Origin of the sequence: Arthrobacter sp. UNC362MFTsu5.1, from assembly GCF_000685965.1 — a bacterium.
Classification (GTDB): domain Bacteria; phylum Actinomycetota; class Actinomycetes; order Actinomycetales; family Micrococcaceae; genus Arthrobacter.
On record NZ_JMLE01000005.1, the window covers coordinates 100,783 to 117,428 of the forward strand.

At 66.1% G+C, this 16,646-nt stretch carries 21 protein-coding genes, 1 other RNA gene and 1 riboswitch; of the genes, 17 read left to right on the forward strand and 5 right to left on the reverse strand.

Translation table 11 applies throughout. The annotated features are described in order from the left end of the window. Positions 1 to 47: 47 nt before the first annotated feature. The 6 genes from BS38_RS0106905 to BS38_RS27940 all read left to right on the forward strand — a co-directional run bounded on the left by BS38_RS0106905 (position 48) and on the right by BS38_RS27940 (position 3,725). Positions 48 to 647 (forward strand): GDSL-type esterase/lipase family protein, encoded by a 600-nt coding sequence (locus BS38_RS0106905; RefSeq protein WP_028270134.1) that lies wholly within the window; start codon positions 48 to 50, stop codon positions 645 to 647. A 79-nt stretch (positions 648 to 726) separates the two neighbouring features. Further along, positions 727 to 1,416, forward strand: coding sequence for a serine hydrolase domain-containing protein (locus BS38_RS27810; protein ID WP_269319490.1), 690 nt, complete (start codon positions 727 to 729; stop codon positions 1,414 to 1,416). Beyond that, the gene (locus BS38_RS24575; RefSeq protein WP_269319491.1) at positions 1,311 to 2,015 is read left to right on the forward strand and encodes a serine hydrolase domain-containing protein; all 705 of its coding nucleotides are present in this window, start codon (positions 1,311 to 1,313) and stop codon (positions 2,013 to 2,015) included. Before BS38_RS27810 ends, BS38_RS24575 begins: the two co-directional genes overlap by 106 nt. A 100-nt stretch (positions 2,016 to 2,115) precedes the next feature. After that, positions 2,116 to 2,943 carry a DUF4097 family beta strand repeat-containing protein gene (locus tag BS38_RS0106915; RefSeq protein ID WP_028270135.1) on the forward strand — a complete coding sequence of 276 codons (828 nt, stop codon included), beginning with the start codon at positions 2,116 to 2,118 and terminating at the stop codon, positions 2,941 to 2,943. Beyond that, positions 2,944 to 3,567: a PadR family transcriptional regulator gene (locus BS38_RS0106920; protein WP_028270136.1), complete on the forward strand. Its 624-nt coding sequence runs from the start codon at positions 2,944 to 2,946 to the stop codon at positions 3,565 to 3,567. An 83-nt stretch (positions 3,568 to 3,650) separates the two neighbouring features. Next, complete coding sequence (locus BS38_RS27940) at positions 3,651 to 3,725, forward strand: 50S ribosomal protein bL37 (RefSeq protein WP_369299106.1); 75 nt, start codon at positions 3,651 to 3,653, stop codon at positions 3,723 to 3,725. Between the two features lie 124 nt (positions 3,726 to 3,849). Here the strand turns inward: BS38_RS27940 and rsrA are convergent, their stop codons facing one another. Both rsrA and BS38_RS0106930 read right to left on the reverse strand, forming a co-directional pair. After that, on the reverse strand, positions 3,850 to 4,110 hold the full coding sequence (gene rsrA, locus BS38_RS0106925; protein WP_028270137.1) for a mycothiol system anti-sigma-R factor: 261 nt from the start codon (positions 4,108 to 4,110) through the stop codon (positions 3,850 to 3,852). Next, complete coding sequence (locus tag BS38_RS0106930; RefSeq protein ID WP_156037076.1) at positions 4,107 to 4,916, reverse strand: sigma-70 family RNA polymerase sigma factor; 810 nt, start codon at positions 4,914 to 4,916, stop codon at positions 4,107 to 4,109. Before BS38_RS0106930 ends, rsrA begins: the two co-directional genes overlap by 4 nt. A gap of 362 nt (positions 4,917 to 5,278) precedes the next feature. On the opposite strand from BS38_RS0106930, the gene BS38_RS0106935 reads away from it, so the two are divergent. The 11 genes from BS38_RS0106935 to BS38_RS27815 all read left to right on the forward strand — a co-directional run bounded on the left by BS38_RS0106935 (position 5,279) and on the right by BS38_RS27815 (position 14,061). Next, entirely contained in the window at positions 5,279 to 5,827 is a 549-nt protein-coding gene (locus BS38_RS0106935; protein ID WP_028270139.1) for a DoxX family protein, read from the forward strand. A 6-nt stretch (positions 5,828 to 5,833) separates the two neighbouring features. Continuing rightward, positions 5,834 to 7,210, forward strand: a complete 1,377-nt coding sequence (aroA, locus tag BS38_RS0106940; RefSeq protein WP_028270140.1) for a 3-phosphoshikimate 1-carboxyvinyltransferase — start codon at positions 5,834 to 5,836, stop codon at positions 7,208 to 7,210. Then, a complete protein-coding gene (gene rsgA / locus BS38_RS0106945; protein WP_028270141.1) occupies positions 7,200 to 8,315 on the forward strand; it encodes a ribosome small subunit-dependent GTPase A in 1,116 nt (371 codons plus the stop codon). The genes aroA and rsgA overlap by 11 nt, the downstream gene beginning before the upstream one ends. Before the next feature lie 64 nt (positions 8,316 to 8,379). Continuing rightward, positions 8,380 to 9,192: a histidinol-phosphatase gene (gene hisN / locus BS38_RS0106950; RefSeq protein ID WP_028270142.1), complete on the forward strand. Its 813-nt coding sequence runs from the start codon at positions 8,380 to 8,382 to the stop codon at positions 9,190 to 9,192. Positions 9,193 to 9,407: 215 nt separating this feature from the next. Continuing rightward, positions 9,408 to 9,521, forward strand: a riboswitch (SAM riboswitch). A 35-nt stretch (positions 9,522 to 9,556) separates the two neighbouring features. Further along, complete coding sequence (locus tag BS38_RS0106955) at positions 9,557 to 10,969, forward strand: aminotransferase class V-fold PLP-dependent enzyme (RefSeq protein ID WP_028270143.1); 1,413 nt, start codon at positions 9,557 to 9,559, stop codon at positions 10,967 to 10,969. An 80-nt stretch (positions 10,970 to 11,049) separates the two neighbouring features. Beyond that, on the forward strand, positions 11,050 to 11,838 hold the full coding sequence (locus BS38_RS0106960) for a class I SAM-dependent methyltransferase (protein ID WP_028270144.1): 789 nt from the start codon (positions 11,050 to 11,052) through the stop codon (positions 11,836 to 11,838). Between the two features lie 31 nt (positions 11,839 to 11,869). After that, on the forward strand, positions 11,870 to 12,583 hold the full coding sequence (locus BS38_RS0106965; protein WP_028270145.1) for a metal-dependent transcriptional regulator: 714 nt from the start codon (positions 11,870 to 11,872) through the stop codon (positions 12,581 to 12,583). A 15-nt stretch (positions 12,584 to 12,598) separates the two neighbouring features. Further along, positions 12,599 to 13,015, forward strand: coding sequence for a fluoride efflux transporter FluC (locus BS38_RS0106970; protein ID WP_028270146.1), 417 nt, complete (start codon positions 12,599 to 12,601; stop codon positions 13,013 to 13,015). After that, on the forward strand, positions 13,012 to 13,380 hold the full coding sequence (locus BS38_RS0106975; protein WP_028270147.1) for a fluoride efflux transporter FluC: 369 nt from the start codon (positions 13,012 to 13,014) through the stop codon (positions 13,378 to 13,380). The genes BS38_RS0106970 and BS38_RS0106975 overlap by 4 nt, the downstream gene beginning before the upstream one ends. 95 nt (positions 13,381 to 13,475) lie before the next feature. Beyond that, a complete protein-coding gene (locus BS38_RS0106980; RefSeq protein ID WP_028270148.1) occupies positions 13,476 to 13,847 on the forward strand; it encodes a hypothetical protein in 372 nt (123 codons plus the stop codon). A 79-nt stretch (positions 13,848 to 13,926) separates the two neighbouring features. Continuing rightward, a complete protein-coding gene (locus BS38_RS27815; RefSeq protein WP_268760395.1) occupies positions 13,927 to 14,061 on the forward strand; it encodes a hypothetical protein in 135 nt (44 codons plus the stop codon). A 114-nt stretch (positions 14,062 to 14,175) separates the two neighbouring features. On the opposite strand, the gene ssrA is transcribed toward BS38_RS27815, so the two are convergent. The 3 genes from ssrA to BS38_RS0106995 all read right to left on the reverse strand — a co-directional run bounded on the left by ssrA (position 14,176) and on the right by BS38_RS0106995 (position 16,633). Next, positions 14,176 to 14,544, reverse strand: a transfer-messenger RNA (tmRNA) gene (ssrA, locus tag BS38_RS26660). A 137-nt stretch (positions 14,545 to 14,681) separates the two neighbouring features. Beyond that, positions 14,682 to 15,152: an SsrA-binding protein SmpB gene (gene smpB / locus BS38_RS0106990; protein WP_028270149.1), complete on the reverse strand. Its 471-nt coding sequence runs from the start codon at positions 15,150 to 15,152 to the stop codon at positions 14,682 to 14,684. 92 nt (positions 15,153 to 15,244) lie between these two features. Further along, a complete protein-coding gene (locus BS38_RS0106995; protein ID WP_028270150.1) occupies positions 15,245 to 16,633 on the reverse strand; it encodes a M23 family metallopeptidase in 1,389 nt (462 codons plus the stop codon). Positions 16,634 to 16,646 lie beyond the last annotated feature (13 nt).

The window sequence follows — 16,646 nt, forward strand, 5'->3', positions numbered from 1 at the left end:
TTCCATGGAACGCTGAACCAATTGCATATTGAGGTAAAGAGGTAGTCGTGGAAGACAGGAAGCTGCGGATTGCGGCTGTTGGAGATGAACTGTTGGCCGGCCTGGGCGATCCCCGCGCACTCGGCTGGCTGGGCCGTGTGCTGGCCCGCACTCCGCAGGACGGCATCACCGTTGAGTGCTACCCCCTCCCCTGTCCGCAGGAAGGCACCGAGGGCCTGGCCGCGCGCTGGCTCGATGAGGCGGGCCGCCGCTTCGGCAACAACCACGAAAACCGGCTTGTGATCGGCCTGAGCGGACGCGACGTCGAGTTTGGCCTCTCCACGGCCCGCAGCCGCCTGAACCTTGCCAATATCCTGGACTCCGCGTCCCAGAACAAGATCGAGGTCTTTGTGGTGGGTCCGCCGCCGTCCCTGGACCCCTCGCAGAACCGCCGGCTGGGCGAACTGAACACGGCCTTCGCCGACGTCACCACGCGGCGCAAGCACTTGTATGTGGACACCTTCTCCCCGTTGCTCAACCATGAGCAGTGGCGGCAGGATCTGGCAGCCAACGGCGGAACGCCGGGACAGGCCGGCTACGGGCTGATGGCCTGGCTGGTGCTGCACCGCGGCTGGTTCCAGTGGCTGGGTATCGCCGCCCCGGAGTAGATCCGGAGGTGCTTGACACCTCACGCCCGAACGTGACCCAATGGGGCCCATAACGCCGTCGACATAAGGTTGTGGGTCCATGAACGTTCCCGGGATCCCCACGGGCTCCCCCGCCCCGGCAGCGCTGGCCGCAGCGCTGATGCTTGCCGTGGCAGGTTGCAGTGCGGGCCCGGCGCCTGCCCCGTCTGCTTCCTCCCCCTCGTCCGCAGTCTCCTCCCCGGCAGCTTCGTCCCCCGCAGCCTCCTCCCCCGCCGCCTCGTCCGACGCTGCGCTGCAGGAGTTCGACCAGGCGGCGCTGGAGCAGACCTTTAGGGATGCCGCCCAGGAACTGCGCGTCCCCGGCGCGGTGATGCTGCTGCGCACCCCCGGCGGGAACCTCACCTACACGTACGGTGTGAGAAGCTTCGGCGGAACCGACCCCGTGACGGCCGCGGACCACGTCCGGATCGGTTCCATCACAAAGACCTGGACCACCACTGTGATCCTGCAGCTGGTCCAGGAAGGGAAGATCAAGCTCCAAGACGCGGTGGCGGACTACCGTCCGGACGTGCCCAACGGCGCCAACATCACCATCGAACAGTTGCTGACGATGCGCAGCGGCCTCTACAACTACACCGAGGCGCTGGAAGTGAACCAGGTCCTCGATGCCGATCCCGCTAAGGCGTGGACCCCGAGGAACTGCTCGCCGTTGCCTTCCGCCACCCGCCCTATTTCGCTCCCGGCGAGGGTTTCCACTATTCCAACACCAACACGGTGCTGCTCGGCCTGATCGCGGAAGCCCTGGACGGCAAACCGCTCACCGCAGCGTTCCGCGACAGGCTGTTCACCCCGCTCGGACTGACCGGATCCGTCTTTCCGGAGCCGGCATCCAACGCCATTCCGGAACCGCACCCGCAGGGGTACATGTACGGGAACAACGTGCTGACCCTCGACCACCCGGCCCTCCCCGAGGACATGCAAAAGTCCGCCGCCGACGGAACGCTCCAGCCCACCGACCAGACAGCCATGAACCCCTCGTGGGCCTGGGCCGCCGGGTCCGGAATCTCGACCGCGGAAGACCTGGCAACGTGGGCGGAGGCACTCGGCGGCGGAAAGGTCCTGGACCCCGCCCTGCAGAAGCAGCGCCTGGACAGTCCACAGCCCGTCAAGGCCGACGACCCCGGGGGCGCGCTCTACGGGCTGGGGATCGCAAAATTCGGGAAGCTCTTCGGGCACACCGGTGAACTGCCCGGCTTCAACAGCTTCGCCGGCCATGACCCCGCTGCCCAGGTCACCCTAGTCGTCTGGACGAATCTGGCCCCGACGCCGGATGGCCGGGATCCGGCCACCACGATTGCCCGGACGCTCATCGGAAAGATCTACCGCTAGCGGCCGCCGTGCATTGCTTTTGGGCACGACGTATTGCTTTTGGGCAAGACGCGATATAACGTCGGATCATAGTCACGATATATCGCAACTTGGAGGCGCAGTGGACGAGAACACCTGGACCGTCACCGGTCCGCAAACGATCGACGTCGACGGCGTCAGGTCACTCAAACTCGGAATCATCCGGGGACGGTTCGATGTGGTCACCCACGCCGAGGATGTCACGCGGATCGAGGTGTCCGAAATTCACGGGGATCCGCTGACGGTCACCCTGGTCAACGGCCGGCTTGAGGTCCGCCATCAGCTACAGGGCGCCCAGGGCTGGTTCAAGAACCTGATGGACACAGTCAACAACAGCAGCACCAACTCCGTGGTCATCAGCATCGCGTTGCCTGCCGGCGTGGAAGTGGAGGCCGGCACCGTCAGCGGGGACGGCCTCGTCTCCGGCATCAGCGGCCACACCAAGCTCAACACTGTCTCCGGATCCGTCATGGCGGACGGCACCCGCGGCGAACTCCATGTCAACACGGTCAGCGGTGAAGTAATCGCCCGGAACCACGACGGCGTCCTTACCGCCAAGAGCGTTTCCGGTGAAGTTACCGCGTCCGGCCGGTTCAGCAACATCCGCGCCAACACCGTCAGCGGCGACATGAGCTTCGACCTCCACGGGTTCACCCACGACTTCGGAGCCAATTCGGTATCGGGCGACCTGACCCTCCGGCTGCCCCAGGACGTCGGCGTGGACGTCGTGGCCAAATCCGCCGGCGGCACCGTGGTCATCGACGACCAGAAGTACGTCCATCCGGGCGGCAAGGTCCAGACGATCGCCGGCCCGGACGCGCAGTTGATGATTGTTCGAACCAACTCCGTCTCCGGAAAGACGTCCATCATCCACAGCCTGTCGCCCGCGGACACCGAAACGGACGCCTAGATGCCTCCGGTCTTCGCCCACGGCGCGCTTCGCCTTTACCTGCTTTCCCTGCTGGAGTCGGGCCCCAAACACGGCTACGAACTGATCAAAGCGCTCAGCGAGCGTTTTGGGGGGACTTACTCCCCCAGCGCCGGGACGATCTATCCGCGCCTCGGCAAGCTGGAGGAAGAAGGGCTCGTGGCCACGGAAGCCGAGGGGCGCCGCACCAACTACCGCATCACCCCTGCCGGCCTGGTGGAGCTCAACCGGCGCAGGGACGAACTGGCCGGCGTGGAGAATGACATTTCCGCCTCCGTTCGCCGGCTGGCCGACAACCTGCGGGAGGATATCCGCGTCAACATGCGCGGGCTCCGGGCCGACCTTGCCGCCACTGCCGAAGCCGCGCGCACGTCTGCCCGTTCCGCGGGGTTCACTGACCGCGGTACGCGGCACACTCCCGAAGGCGACCGCACGCTCAAAGAGGCGGAAATGCTGGTGCAGGCCTTCAGGGACAACCTCCGTGTGGAGCTCCGGGTAAAGGCCAGCGCCGCACCCATCAGCGCGGTCACGCTCGAGACGATCCGGACGGTCCTGGACCAGGCCGAAATAGCCATCCGCAACTCCCTGAACGCCGGCAGTCATTGAGCGGGGCCCGGTTCGCGGGCCGTCGCGTGATGTGGGAGACTTGAGGGCAGCTCTTTTGAGTACCAAGATTAAGGAGGCCAGCTATGAGCAAGCGTGCACGTAAACGTCGTGACCGTAAGCGTGGCGGCGCGAACCACGGGAAGCGCCCCAACACCTAAGCTACGGTTTGGAACATGAGCATTAAAGCGAAGGGCCCCGGAAACCACATGGTTTCCGGGGCCCTTCGCCGTGAATGCCGTGAATTCGGGGAGCACCTGCCCTCCCGCCGGGCTCCCGGCGAAGCTAAGCTTCGACAGGACGGATCGAGTGGATCCGGTCCAGGATGGCGTTCTTCAGGTTCTCCGGGGCTGCTTCCGTACAGGAGCGTTTGACCACCTTGCGGATGACGCACTCGAGATCGTACTCTTCAAGGCACTCCGGGCAACCGTCCAGGTGGTCCTTGATCTCGGCGATGTCGCTGTGTGTCAACGCACCGTCCAGGTATTCGTAAATACGTTGCATCCGGGCGTCGTCGCAATCGCCCAGTCCCTGGCAGTCGCTCATTTCCTGTTCTCCTGTGTTGTGCTTTCGGCCGCGGCACCGGAATCGGTTGCGGCTTTGAAACCCCGCTCTGCGGCGTAGTCCGCAAGCATGTCGCGCAGCATCTTGCGGCCGCGGTGAAGCCGGGACATCACAGTGCCGATGGGGGTGTTCATGATGTCTGAAATTTCCTTGTACGCGAACCCTTCCACGTCGGCGAAGTACACCGCGAGGCGGAATTCCTCCGGAATCGCCTGCAGCGCCCGCTTCACATCGGAATCCGGGAGGTGGTCCAGCGCTTCCGCTTCGGCCGAACGCAGGCCGGACGAAGTGTGCGATTCCGCCCGCGCCAGCTGCCAGTCCTCAATGGTGTCGGAGTTCGACTGCAGCGGCTCACGCTGCCTCTTGCGGTAGAGGTTGATGTACGTGTTTGTGAGGATCCGGTAGAGCCACGCCTTGAGGTTGGTTCCGGGCTTGTACTGATGGAACGCCGAGAAAGCCTTGGTGTATGCCTCCTGCACCAGGTCCTCGGCATCGGCGGGATTGCGTGCCATCCTCATGGCGGCCGAATAGAGCTGGTCGACATACTGCATGGCATCGCGTTCAAACCGCAGCCTGCGTTCCTCGGAGGTCTCAGACACGACGTCGACCTCCGCTTCCGCAGCCCGTACGCCGTTCGGGCTTGCCGCGCCGCCCGTGCTGGCCAAGCCGTCCGGGCTGGCTGCAGCTTCCGCAGTGGCCCCGGCATCCGCCGGGCGCCCGCTGTTGGTCTTGGCGTCGTTACCGGCAGCCTCGTATATGGCCGCAACGGCCGGATCAATGGTGCTCATTGCCTTCAAGTCTACTGTGACGCGCCCCGAGCCCACCGGCGGTTGCCCGCCGGCCGCATCGCCGCGTCCGGAGAACTCCAGTGGCGCAAGGAGTTCCACGCTGTCCCTAACCAATGTCAACGCTCCAACTCCGCTCTGTGTCCTTTTTGTTGGCGCCCGTCGTGGGGCGCCCGTGCGAACGCTTTCAACGCCCGGCCTCCGGGCGTCCGCAAGCGCCTTAGGCCGTGGCCAAGCACAGCCCGTGACTCATCGGGACCTGCCTTTCACAACCACGGCCGGCGGGCAAATATTCCGCAAAAGTGCAAGACTAGAACCGGTTCCCCCGCAGATGTTCCGCGGCTCGTCCACCCAGGAGGAAATTCATGTCGTTAGTCCGTATTCTCGCCCGGCCCATGCTGGCCTCAAGTTTCGTTCTTGCCGGCCTGGACAAGCTAAAGAACGCGGATGACACTGCGACGCAGCTCTCGCCCCTGCTGCGCCGGGCTGCGGACTCCCTCCCGTTCGCCACGAACGAAAAGGTACTGGCACGCGTCATCGGAGGCACCCAGGTGGGCGCGGGCGTGCTGTTCGCCATGGGCAAGTCGGCCCGGCTGGCAGCCTCCGTACTGGCCGTCATTTCTGCGCTGAACGCCTTCGTCGAGTGGCGCAGCGCCGACATCACCACCAAGGAGGGCCGGGACGCGCGGCGGACCCAGCTCCTGAAGAACGTCACGCTCACCGGCGGCGTGCTGCTTGCGTCCGTGGATACCGCGGGCAAGCCGAGCCTGGCTTGGCGGGCCGAGCACCTGGCAGCCGACGCCCGCAAGGGTGCCAGCCACCTGGCTGCAGACGCCCGGAAGACCACCAGCAAGAATCTCAAAAAGGCCGATAAAGCAGTCCGCAAGGCCGTGGACCACGCCGTGAAAGCATAAGTACGAATGACAGGCACCGCCCCCGCCCCAGTACCGTCCGCCCCGGTTGCGGACAACACCTGGCCCGCACCGTTCGCAGAAGCGCCGGTCGACGCCACGGTCACCGTCCCCGGCTCCAAGTCCCTCACCAACAGGTACCTGGTCCTTGCTGCCCTGGCCGACGGGCCGTCCCGCCTCCGGGCACCCCTGCACTCGCGCGATTCGGCCTTGATGATCCAGGCACTCCGCCAACTGGGGGCCGGAATCCGGGAAGTCCCCGGGGACGGCTCATTCGGGCCCGACCTTGAAATAACCCCCCTCGCACAGGACGCCGGGGCGGCGGACGCCGCCATCGACTGCGGACTCGCGGGTACCGTGATGCGCTTCGTCCCCCCGGTGGCCGCGCTCCGCAGCGGCGCCACAGTCTTCGACGGCGATCCGCACGCCCGCAAGCGGCCGATGGGCACCATCATTGAGGCGCTGGCCGCCCTCGGCGTCGATGTCCGGGCCGCTGACGGTACCCGGCCGTCGTCGCTCCCCTTCGCGGTGGCCGGCACCGGCGAAGTACGCGGCGGGCACCTGGTGATTGATGCAAGCGCCTCATCGCAGTTTGTGTCGGCCCTGCTCCTTGTGGGTGCGCGTTTCACCGAGGGCCTGCACCTGGAGCACGTGGGCAAGCCGGTCCCCAGCCTTGACCACATCAACATGACAGTGGCCGTGCTGCGGGAAGTCGGCGTATCAGTGGACGATTCCGTCCCCAACCATTGGGTTGTGGCACCGGGCTCGATCCGGGCCTTCGACCGGCGCATCGAACAGGACCTGTCCAACGCGGGCCCCTTCCTCGCAGCAGCCCTGGCAACCGGCGGTACCGTCCGCATTCCCAACTGGCCCGCGCCCACCACACAGGTCGGCGACCTTTGGCGCAGCATCCTGGCTGCCATGGGCGCCACCGTCACGCTGGCCGACGGGACACTCACCGTCACGGGCGGACCGGAAATCAAGGGCGCGGACTTCGCCGACACCAGCGAACTGGCACCGACCGTGGCCGCCCTGTGCGCGTTGGCAACAACCCCGTCACGGCTGACCGGAATCGCGCACCTCCGCGGCCATGAGACCGACCGGCTTGCCGCGCTCGTCACGGAAATCAACCGGCTGGGCGGGGACGCGGAGGAAACCGCCGACGGCCTCATAATCAGGCCAGCGAAGCTCCACGGCGGCATCGTGCACAGCTACGCCGACCACCGGATGGCCACCGCCGGGGCCATCCTCGGCCTCGCCGTTCCCGGCGTCGAAGTTGAAGACATCGGCACCACGTCCAAGACGATGCCGGACTTCCCGCAGCTGTGGGAAGGCATGCTGACACCACAGCCGGCCCGGCAGACGGAACAGGCCAGTGGGGCGTAGCACCGGCACATGGGACGAATCCGATATCCGGGTCCGTCCCAACAAGAAAGGTACCCGTCCCCGGACCAAGGACCGGCCCAGCCATGACGACGCCGTGACCGGCCGGATCATCACGGTGGACCGCGGGCGCTACACGGCCGTGGTGGGCGAAGACAGCGGCAACGAACGCATCGTGGTGGCCGCGCGGGCACGCGAACTGCGCCGTTCGCCGGTGGTGGCCGGGGACTTCGTGTCCCTGGTGGGTGACGTTTCCGGAGAACCGGACACCCTTGCCCGGCTCGTAAAAATCCAGGACCGGCGCACCCTTTTGCGGCGGAGCGCCGATGACACGGATCCGATTGAGCGGGCAGTCGTGGCGAATGCGGACCAGCTCGTGGTGGTGGTCGCCGCCGCCAATCCGGAACCGCGCACCGGTTTCATCGACCGCGCCCTGGTGGCGGCCTACGACGCCGGCATCGAGCCGCTGCTGCTGGTCACCAAAGCGGATGTCAAGGATCCCACCGAACTCCTGTCCAACTACCGGCACCTTGATTTCCCGGTCATCATCAGCCGGACCGCCGACTCCGCCGCCTCCGGCATCGATGCCCGCTCGGACGACGGGCTGTCCGCGCGCCTCGACAGCGACGCCGTCTCGCAGCTCCGTGCGCACCTCGACGGGAAGGTCACCGTCATGCTGGGGCATTCGGGCGTGGGGAAGTCCACCATGGTCAATGCCCTGACCGGCGCTGAGCGGGCCACGGGAGGAGTCAACGCCGTCACGGGGCGCGGACGGCACACATCGTCGTCGGCACTGGCCCTCCGGATCAGTGACGCGCCGGCCGGAAGCTGGATCATTGACACCCCGGGCATCCGGTCGTTCGGCCTTGCCCACGTCGATCCGGACCGGATCCTGCGTTCGTTCCCCGACCTCGAACCCGGCACGGATTCCTGCGAACGCGGCTGCAAGCATGATGCGTCCGCCGTCAACTGCGGAGTGGACGCCTGGGTGGCCGAAGGACACGCGGGGCCGTCCGGCGCGGCGCGGCTCGCGTCCCTGCGCCGGTTGCTCGGTACCGATCCCCGGATGGAAGCGCAGGAAGCGAAGGAACTCGGCATCGTTTCCTAGCAGGCGGAGGGGCCAGTGACCTGACATCCCGCCCGGCCGGCCACAGAGACGGTAGTTTGGAACCATGACCCAACCCGCTTCGAGCTACAACGACGACCTGCGCCTCGCCCATGTCCTGGCCGACTCTGTCGACTCCCAGACCATGAGCCGCTTCAAGGCGCTGGACCTTCAGATTGAAACCAAACCGGACCTGACTCCGGTCACGGATGCTGACAAGGCAGCTGAAGAGTCCATCCGCGGCCAACTGTCCCGTTCCCGCCCGCGGGATGCCGTCCTCGGCGAAGAGTTCGGCAGTTCCGGGCACGGTTCCCGGCGGTGGATCATTGATCCGATCGACGGCACCAAGAACTTCGTCCGCGGTGTGCCGGTGTGGGCCACCCTGATCGCCCTCGTGGATGAAGGCGAGCCGGTGGTCGGCCTGGTCAGCGCGCCGGCGCTGGGAAAGCGCTGGTGGGCCGCGAAAGGGGCCGGCGCCTATATGGGACGGTCGCTTGCGGCCGCCACCCGCCTGAAGGTTTCGAACGTGTCCAGGCTCTCGGACGCCTCCCTCTCCTACTCGAGCCTTAGCGGCTGGAAGGAGCGCGGCAACCTGGAGGAATTCCTGGGCCTCACGGAGGACGTCTGGCGGACCCGGGCCTACGGCGATTTCTGGTCCTACTGCATGGTGGCCGAGGGGTCCGTGGACATCGCCTGCGAGCCGGAGCTGAACCTTTACGACATGGCCGCCCTGGTGCCCATCGTCACGGAAGCCGGCGGCCGCTTCACTTCGCTGGAGGGAGTGGACGGTCCCTTCGGCGGGAACGCCCTCGCCACCAACTCAATCCTCCACTCCGAGGTCCTCAAACGGCTGAACCCGGACATCGACGACCTCCTCTAACACGCACGGCACCCCCGGGCTGCGGCCATGAGTGAGGCTGATCAAGGCGCTGCTGATTGAACGCAGTGCCGAATAAACGACGGCGGGCGCCCTCCCAAGGGGGCGTCCGCCGTCGTTTATTCGGCCGCATCGCCCTTCTTCCGGCGCACGTAACAATCCGCTTAATAATTGCCGCAGCTTTCCCGCGGCGCCGTCAATGTCCTAATCTCGAAACAGGTCACGAGTGCCAGCGCTAAACCCCGGTTTGCTGGCCGGCAACCCTCCATTCGCGGTGGGGTGCCCCGGGTGACGACCAGGCCGGTCCGGAACGGACCCGGCAAGCGCGGATCCCCGGAGTGAGGGGTCCCTTTACAGTGAGGTCCCCATGACTACTGCCACGTTCCCCGCAAACCCCGGAACCGCCCCCGCCACAACCCGCCTGGACGAGCGGTTCAGCGTCGCCCGGCGCCCCCTCTCGGCCGTGACCGGCGCGGAGATCCAGGCTCCATTGATCCAGGGCGGCCATGTCCGCTACGCGAACCTGGATTACGGCGCATCAGCACCGGCACTGTCCGTCGTCTCGGCGTACCTCAACGAGATCCTGCCGTACTACGCCAGCGTGCACCGCGGCGCCGGCTACGCCTCGCAGATCAGCACGTCCGTGTACGAAAATGCACGGAACATCGTCCGCGGCTTCGTCGGTGGCAGGCCGGACGATTCCGTCATTTTCACCAGGAACACCACCGACTCCCTGAACCTGCTGGCGGGCTGCCTGCCGGTGGCGGACGGCCGCCACACCGGTGAGGTGCTCTACCTCGACATCGAACACCACGCCAACCTGCTCCCCTGGCAGGGCGTGCCGCACCGCAGCGTGGTTGCCGCCCCCACCCTGAAGGCCACCCTGGAAAGCCTCCGCATTGAACTCCGGCAGGGCGACATCAGCCTGCTGGCCGTCACCGGTGCCTCCAACGTCACCGGCGAGATCCTTCCGATCCGCGAACTGGCCGCACTGGCGCACGAATACGGCGCACGGATTGTGGTGGACGCGGCTCAGCTGGCCCCGCACCGCCGCATCGATATCGCGGCGGACGACGTCGACTACCTCGCCTTCTCGGGTCACAAGCTGTACGCGCCTTTCGGGTCAGGCGTTCTCGTGGGCCGGCCGGACTGGCTCGACGCCGGGACTCCCCACCTGGCAGGCGGCGGAGCCGTCCGCGAGGCCCGGCTGGATTCCGTCAGCTGGGCCACGGGACCGGCACGGCATGAGGGCGGTTCCCCCAACGTGCTCGGGGCTGCCACGCTTGCCCGCGCCACCCAGGTCATTGGCGCTTTGGACCAGGAGCTGTGGCACGCCCATGAGACCGCCATCCGCTCCTTCCTGGTGGAAGGGCTGCAGAGGATCGACGGCGTCACCGTGCACCAGATCTTCAGCGACACCAATGACACCATCGGTGTGGTCAACTTCTCCGTTGCCGGCTACGACGCCGGCCTGGTTGCGGCCTACCTCTCCGCCGAACACGGCGTGGGCCTGCGTGACGGCCGCTTCTGCGCCCACCCGCTGCTCAAGCGGCTGGGACTGCCCTCGGGCTCGCTCCGCGCAAGCTTCGGCGTCGGCTCCCGGCTGGAGGACGCCCAGCGCCTGCTCGCGGGCATCGAGGAACTCCGCCGCACTGGCCTGGGCTGGGACTACGTTGTGGACGCCGGCCGCTGGGTGCCGGCCAACGACACCCGCAGCTACCCCGAGTGGGCTCCCAACACCCCCGGCACCGCCGGCGCAGCACCCTGCACCGACGACTAAGGCCCGGGGGCCCTGCGGGCCGCGGTCTGTGCGGTAAATTCGAGGGGTAAGAATTCCAGCCTGCCCGAAGGAGACTGCACGTGGCACGGGGAGGCCCCAAACTGCACCACCAGCGCCGCTACGAGCTCGGCCAGAGCTTCCAGGACGGCGGTGAACACTATGACCGTGTCCGCCCAAGCTACCCTGTCGACTCAGCGGACTGGCTGATCCACAGCGCCGGGGGCGCAGCCGGGGCCGGCACAGCAGGCGCATCCGACGCCGCTGACATCGGCGCCGGGACGGGCAAGTTCACCGCGTTGCTGGTGCAGCGCGGCCTGGCAGTCTCCGCAGTGGATCCTTCACCGGACATGCTTGCCCAGCTGCGGCTCGTCCTGCCGGGAGTTCCGGCGACAGAGGGAACAGCGGAGGCAACCGGACTCCCCGACGCGGCGTTCGACGTCGTCGTTGTTGCCCAGGCCTGGCACTGGTGCGATCCGCTCCTGGCAAGCACCGAGCTGTCCCGCATCCTCCGCCCCGGCGGGGTGCTGGGACTGGTGTGGAACCAGCTGGACACGTCCGTCCCCTGGGTCCACCGCCTCTCCCGGATCATGCACGCCGGGGACGTGCACAAGCCGGACTTCCGCCCAGCGATCGGGCCGGAGTTCGCCGGGCTCGAGAGCCACCTGACACGCTGGGAAGACCCCGTGACCACCGGAGACATCGTCGAGCTGGCAAAGTCCCGCAGCTACTACCTCGCAGCCGGCGAGAGTACGCGTGCAAAGGTCCGCCACAACCTGGACTGGTACCTCCACGAGCACCTGGGCCATTCCCCGGCGGACACCATCGGACTCCCCTACCTCACCCAGACCTGGCGGGCGTTCAAAGCATGAGTGCCGCAGCCAAAGCGGTAGGCTTGGACTCGTGAAGACCAGCGCGCCCTCCTCCTCCATCGAGGACTACGTCAAGGTCATCTACTCCTTCACGGAGTGGCAGGACAAGCCCATCACGTCCTCGCAGCTGGCCCAGCGGCTCGGAGTCGCCAACTCCTCGGTCTCGGAGATGGTCCGCAAACTCAAGGACCAGGGCCTGGTTGACCACAAGCCATACAGCGCCATCACGCTCACGGCGGACGGAATCCGGCTCGCGCTCTCCATGGTCCGGCGGCACCGCCTGATCGAGACCTACCTCGTCCAGGAACTCGGCTACAGCTGGGATGAAGTCCACGACGAAGCCGAACTCCTGGAACACGCAGTGTCGGATACCTTTATCGAGCGGATGGCCCGCAAGCTCGGCAATCCCCTGCGCGACCCGCACGGCGACCCCATCCCGGCAGCGGACGGCACGGTACACATGCCGCACGCCCACCGGATGAGCGAACTCGACGACGGCCACACCGGCCGGATCACCCGGATCAGCGACGACAACCCCGAACTCCTGCGCTATCTTTCCGCCCAGGAGATCGACCTCGATGCGGACATCGAAGTGCTCGGCCGGAAGCCGTTCGGCGGCGCACTGGTGGTCCGGATCGGCACCGCCGGCGCCGGCCGCGAATTCGACCTCGCCGATGAGGTGTCGTCAGCGCTGTGGGTCTACAGCGATTCACTCCACGCCGGGTGCCGGCTGGCGGACGCCTGAATGCGTGCCGCCTGAATGAAGGCCCTTGGAAGCGCCGGCTGGCGGGCCTGGACGGCCGTGGCTCTCGGGGCACTCGTGGGGACGGAACTCCGCTATGGCCTGGGCGTCCTCTTTCCCGAACCCGCGGGTGCCATCCCCTGGACCACTTTAGCCATCAACGTCTGCGGAAGCTTTGTCCTTGCCGCGCTCACCACCCTGTGGATCGCACGCCCCAGGACAGCATTCTGGCTGCGGGCCGGGATCGGGCCGGGGTTGCTGGGCTCGTTCACGACTTTCTCGGCGGTGGTCTTTTCCGTTGACCAGCAGGCACGTTACGGCCAGCACCTGACCTGGCTGACGTATCTCGGTCTCTCGCTGGTTCTGGGGCTCGGTGCGGCCGCCGCGGGCTGGAAAGCGGGCAAGGCCCTGAGCGACCGGACAGGCGGATCATGACAGCGCTGCTGGTGGGAATCTTCGGCGTTGCGGGAGGCCTGCTCAGGTTCTCCATCGATACGTGGTTCGCGCACCGCGCGGGCGACCGCCGGCACTGGCCCTGGGCTACGCTGGTGGTCAATGTCTCCGGGTCGCTGATCATCGGCCTTTCCCTGGGCGTCACCGGCAGGCTCGGGCTCGGCGCGGAATGGCATGCGGCGATCGCCACCGGGCTGGCCGGCGGGCTGACAACCTTCAGCTCCTGGACCACGGCCACCATCCGTCTCGTCAGCGAGGTGAGGTACGCGGCCGCCGCCCTGAACATCACGGTCAACCTCGTGGCCGGGCTCGCCGCGGCCGGCGCGGGCATTGCCCTCGCCGGGTGAAGCTCGCCGGCTGACAGCGTGTGGAGACCCGGCCCCGGCACCGTTGTCCCGCCGTCGTGAACGTGGAGCTGCTCCGCATCCCGTATCGTTAAACGATGGTTACGCGACGTGAAGCAGCTCAGATCCTCGACATCCCGCTGGAAATGGCACACCGTCACGGTATCCCCGCCAGGCTTTCCGACGCCGAGCTTTCCGAACTCCTGGACAATCCCCCGGCCTGGCTTGTCCAGTCCAAGGCAAACCGGACCGGCAAGCGGCCAGTCTGGGTCCAGCTGACCTGCGCCGTCTGCGGCTTCTCGGAAGCCGCCCGGCCCAAGAAATGGTGGCCGCCGTTCACGTACGTCTGCTGCGTCCACCACGCGGCGTCGGACCTGCCCCCGGTTCTGCCGGGTCTGGTCCGCAGCGAATACGAGGGCATCGGGAGCCGGTTCGTGGGCATCGTCGACGTTGAAGTGCCGGGTTCCTGACCAGTTACATTCGGAGCAAAACAGGCGTACCTTACAAGCACGGGGCCTATTCGAGGGCCCCGATGTTAGGGAGGGCGACATGCCTGACAAATCGCCGCACCGGCAGGTTACCAAGAAGTCGGACAAGTCCATCAAGCAAAAGAGGGCCGAAAAGAAGTCCAAGCATGAGCTGGACACCCACGTGGACCCAGTCGCGCATATCAAGAAGCGCTGACCCGGGGCCGCGGACGGCCGCTGGAGAATGCCAGATCGGTGCCGAAAACAAAAGGCCGGAAGCTTCCGCTTCCGGCCTTTTGCACGGGGTGGGACCGCGTTGCCGCGGTCCCGATGGTGGAGATGGGGGGAATTGAACCCCCGTCCGATGTCGTGTTGTCAGGGCTTCTCCGGGCGCAGTTTGCGTCGGATTTTCTCGGCCCCAGCTATCCTGCAAACGAGTAGCTGATCCGGGCCCAGTCATTTAAGAGTCCCGTTCACCCCAATGACGAAGGTAAACAGCAGTGGCTATCTTAATGACGCCAGGATCCGGGACGATAGCAATCCCGGGCTGACGGACTGTCTTACTGCTTAGGCAGCGAGAGCGAAGTCAGTGCGCGTTTGTTTGGCACTTATTGTTTTGCAGACAGCGTTTACGAGATAATTCTGCATCCTCGGCCCGCTTCACCTGTCGCGACTAACATCGTCGAAACCGATCATCCCCGTATTTTGTTACCAAACCGGTCAGGTTCCTTGCGGACTCCTTGCGGACTCCGCGCCGTTCCTTCCCGGACTACCAATCATAACGCACTGCCGCCCGGAATCATTCCCCGACGTGCGCAGCCCGCTCCGCAGCAAGGTTCAGCTGCGGTTCTTTTCCCGCATGACGCGCAGAGCTTCGCGCTTGTCCTGCTGCTCGCGGAGCGTCTGCCGCTTGTCGTATTCCTTCTTACCGCGGGCGACGCCGATCTCCACCTTCGCTTTGCCGTCCAGGAAGTACAGCTGGAGCGGCACGATAGTGAAGCCTGATTCACGGACCTTGTGCGAAATCTTGGTCAGTTCCTCGCGATGCAACAACAGTTTGCGCCGTCTGCGGGCGGAGTGGTTCGTCCAACTCCCCTGGTTGTATTCGGGGATATGGATTCCCTCCATCCACAGCTCGTCGTTGTAGAACGTGCAGAACCCGTCAACCATGGACGCGTGGCCCTCGCGAAGGGACTTAACCTCTGTCCCCATCAAGGCAATGCCCGCCTCGTAGGTGTCGAGGACATGGTAGTCATGCCGGGCCTTCCGGTTGGTGGCCACTACCTTACGGCCACTTTCTTTCGGCACGGTGGAACTCCTCAGCTCTTGGTCTGGATGGTTGCCCCCGCCCTTGAGGCTCGGGGGCTATTTAATTCTACGGCAGCCGCAGCGCCTGCCCGTCAGAGCAGGATCATCGGATCGACGGCCTGGCCGTTGAGCCAGGTCTCGAAGTGTGAGTGGCAGCCGGTTGAGTTGCCGGTTGTACCCGAATACGCGATGAGCTGACCCTGGCTGACCTGCTGCCCCAACGAGACCACCACGCTGCTGTTGTGGTAATAGATGGTGGTCAGCGAGTTGCCCTGGACGACGCCGTGCGAGATCTTCACGTTGTTGCCGCCGCCGTCGTTGCTCCACCCCGCCGATACGATAGTGCCTGCCGCCGGGGCGTAGACCGGGGTCCCGCAGCTGGCGCCAAAGTCGATACCGGTGTGCATGTAGCCGCCGGAACCGTAGAAGTCGACCGTGCCGGGCGGCGTCGCACGCCAGCCGAAACCGGAGGTGATGGGGACGTCGGCCGAGAACGGATGCCGAAGGCCGAAGGCCGAAGGCGGTCCGACCTGCGGAACGTAGGGCTGGGCCGCCTGGCCGGCTGCCCTGGCCGCCGCGGCCGCGGCTTCGGCGATGCGGCGCTGCTCGGCCTCCCACGCTTCGCGCAGTTTCCGGTCACGTTCGACGATTTCCGCGGCCACCGCATCCTGGGCTGCCTGCACCTTGGAGAGCTGGCTCTGGATGCCAGGCTTGGCCGCCTGGAGTTCGTTGTTGATGCGGGTGGTGTCAGCAATCAGCTTGTCCACCTGTTCCTTCTTGGCGGCGGCTTCATCCCGGGCGGCCTTTTCCCGGGCCAGCGCGGCATCCGCCTTGGCCTTGAGGTCCTTGATCTCCGCCTCAACGGCCTGCAGGCGCGCCTCCGAATTAACGTTCGTTGCGTTCTGCTGGGACAGCTTGTCCATGGCGGAGTTCTGGCTACGCATGGCCTGGTCCGCCAGGTCCATGGTGTCGGTCAGGCTGCCGCCGCCCTTGGAGCCGAAGAAGAGCGTGAGGTTCGAGGGCACGCCGCCGGACTTGTAGGCCTGCGTGGCGATCTGGCCGATGAGTTTCTTGGTGTCGGCGATCTTCTTTTTGTCGGTCTCGAGCTGCTGCGTGATCTTGGCCTTGTTCTGCTGCGCCAGGTCCACCCGGGCAGCCAGTGCCTCGACTTCCTTGACTGCACTCGCCACCCGGCCCTGCGCCTCAAGCAGTGCCTGCTGTGCGGCCGGGAGCTGGCCCTGGTAGATCACCAGGTCGCCGGCTGCCTTGGCTATCTTGGCATCCACGAATTCAAGGGACTGCTGAACGCGGGCCGCTTCGGCTTCCAGCGCCGCCTGTTTGTCTTCCAGTTCGTCCGCGAAGGCCACAGGGGTCGAGGCGCCCAGGCTCGCGGCCAGGAGCAGTGCCAGGGCAGCGCTGATGATGCGGCTTCCCCGTCCCGCGGTCCGGTGCCGGCGGGCCTTGCGGTCCAGATCTGTCATGGTCATTCCTTCG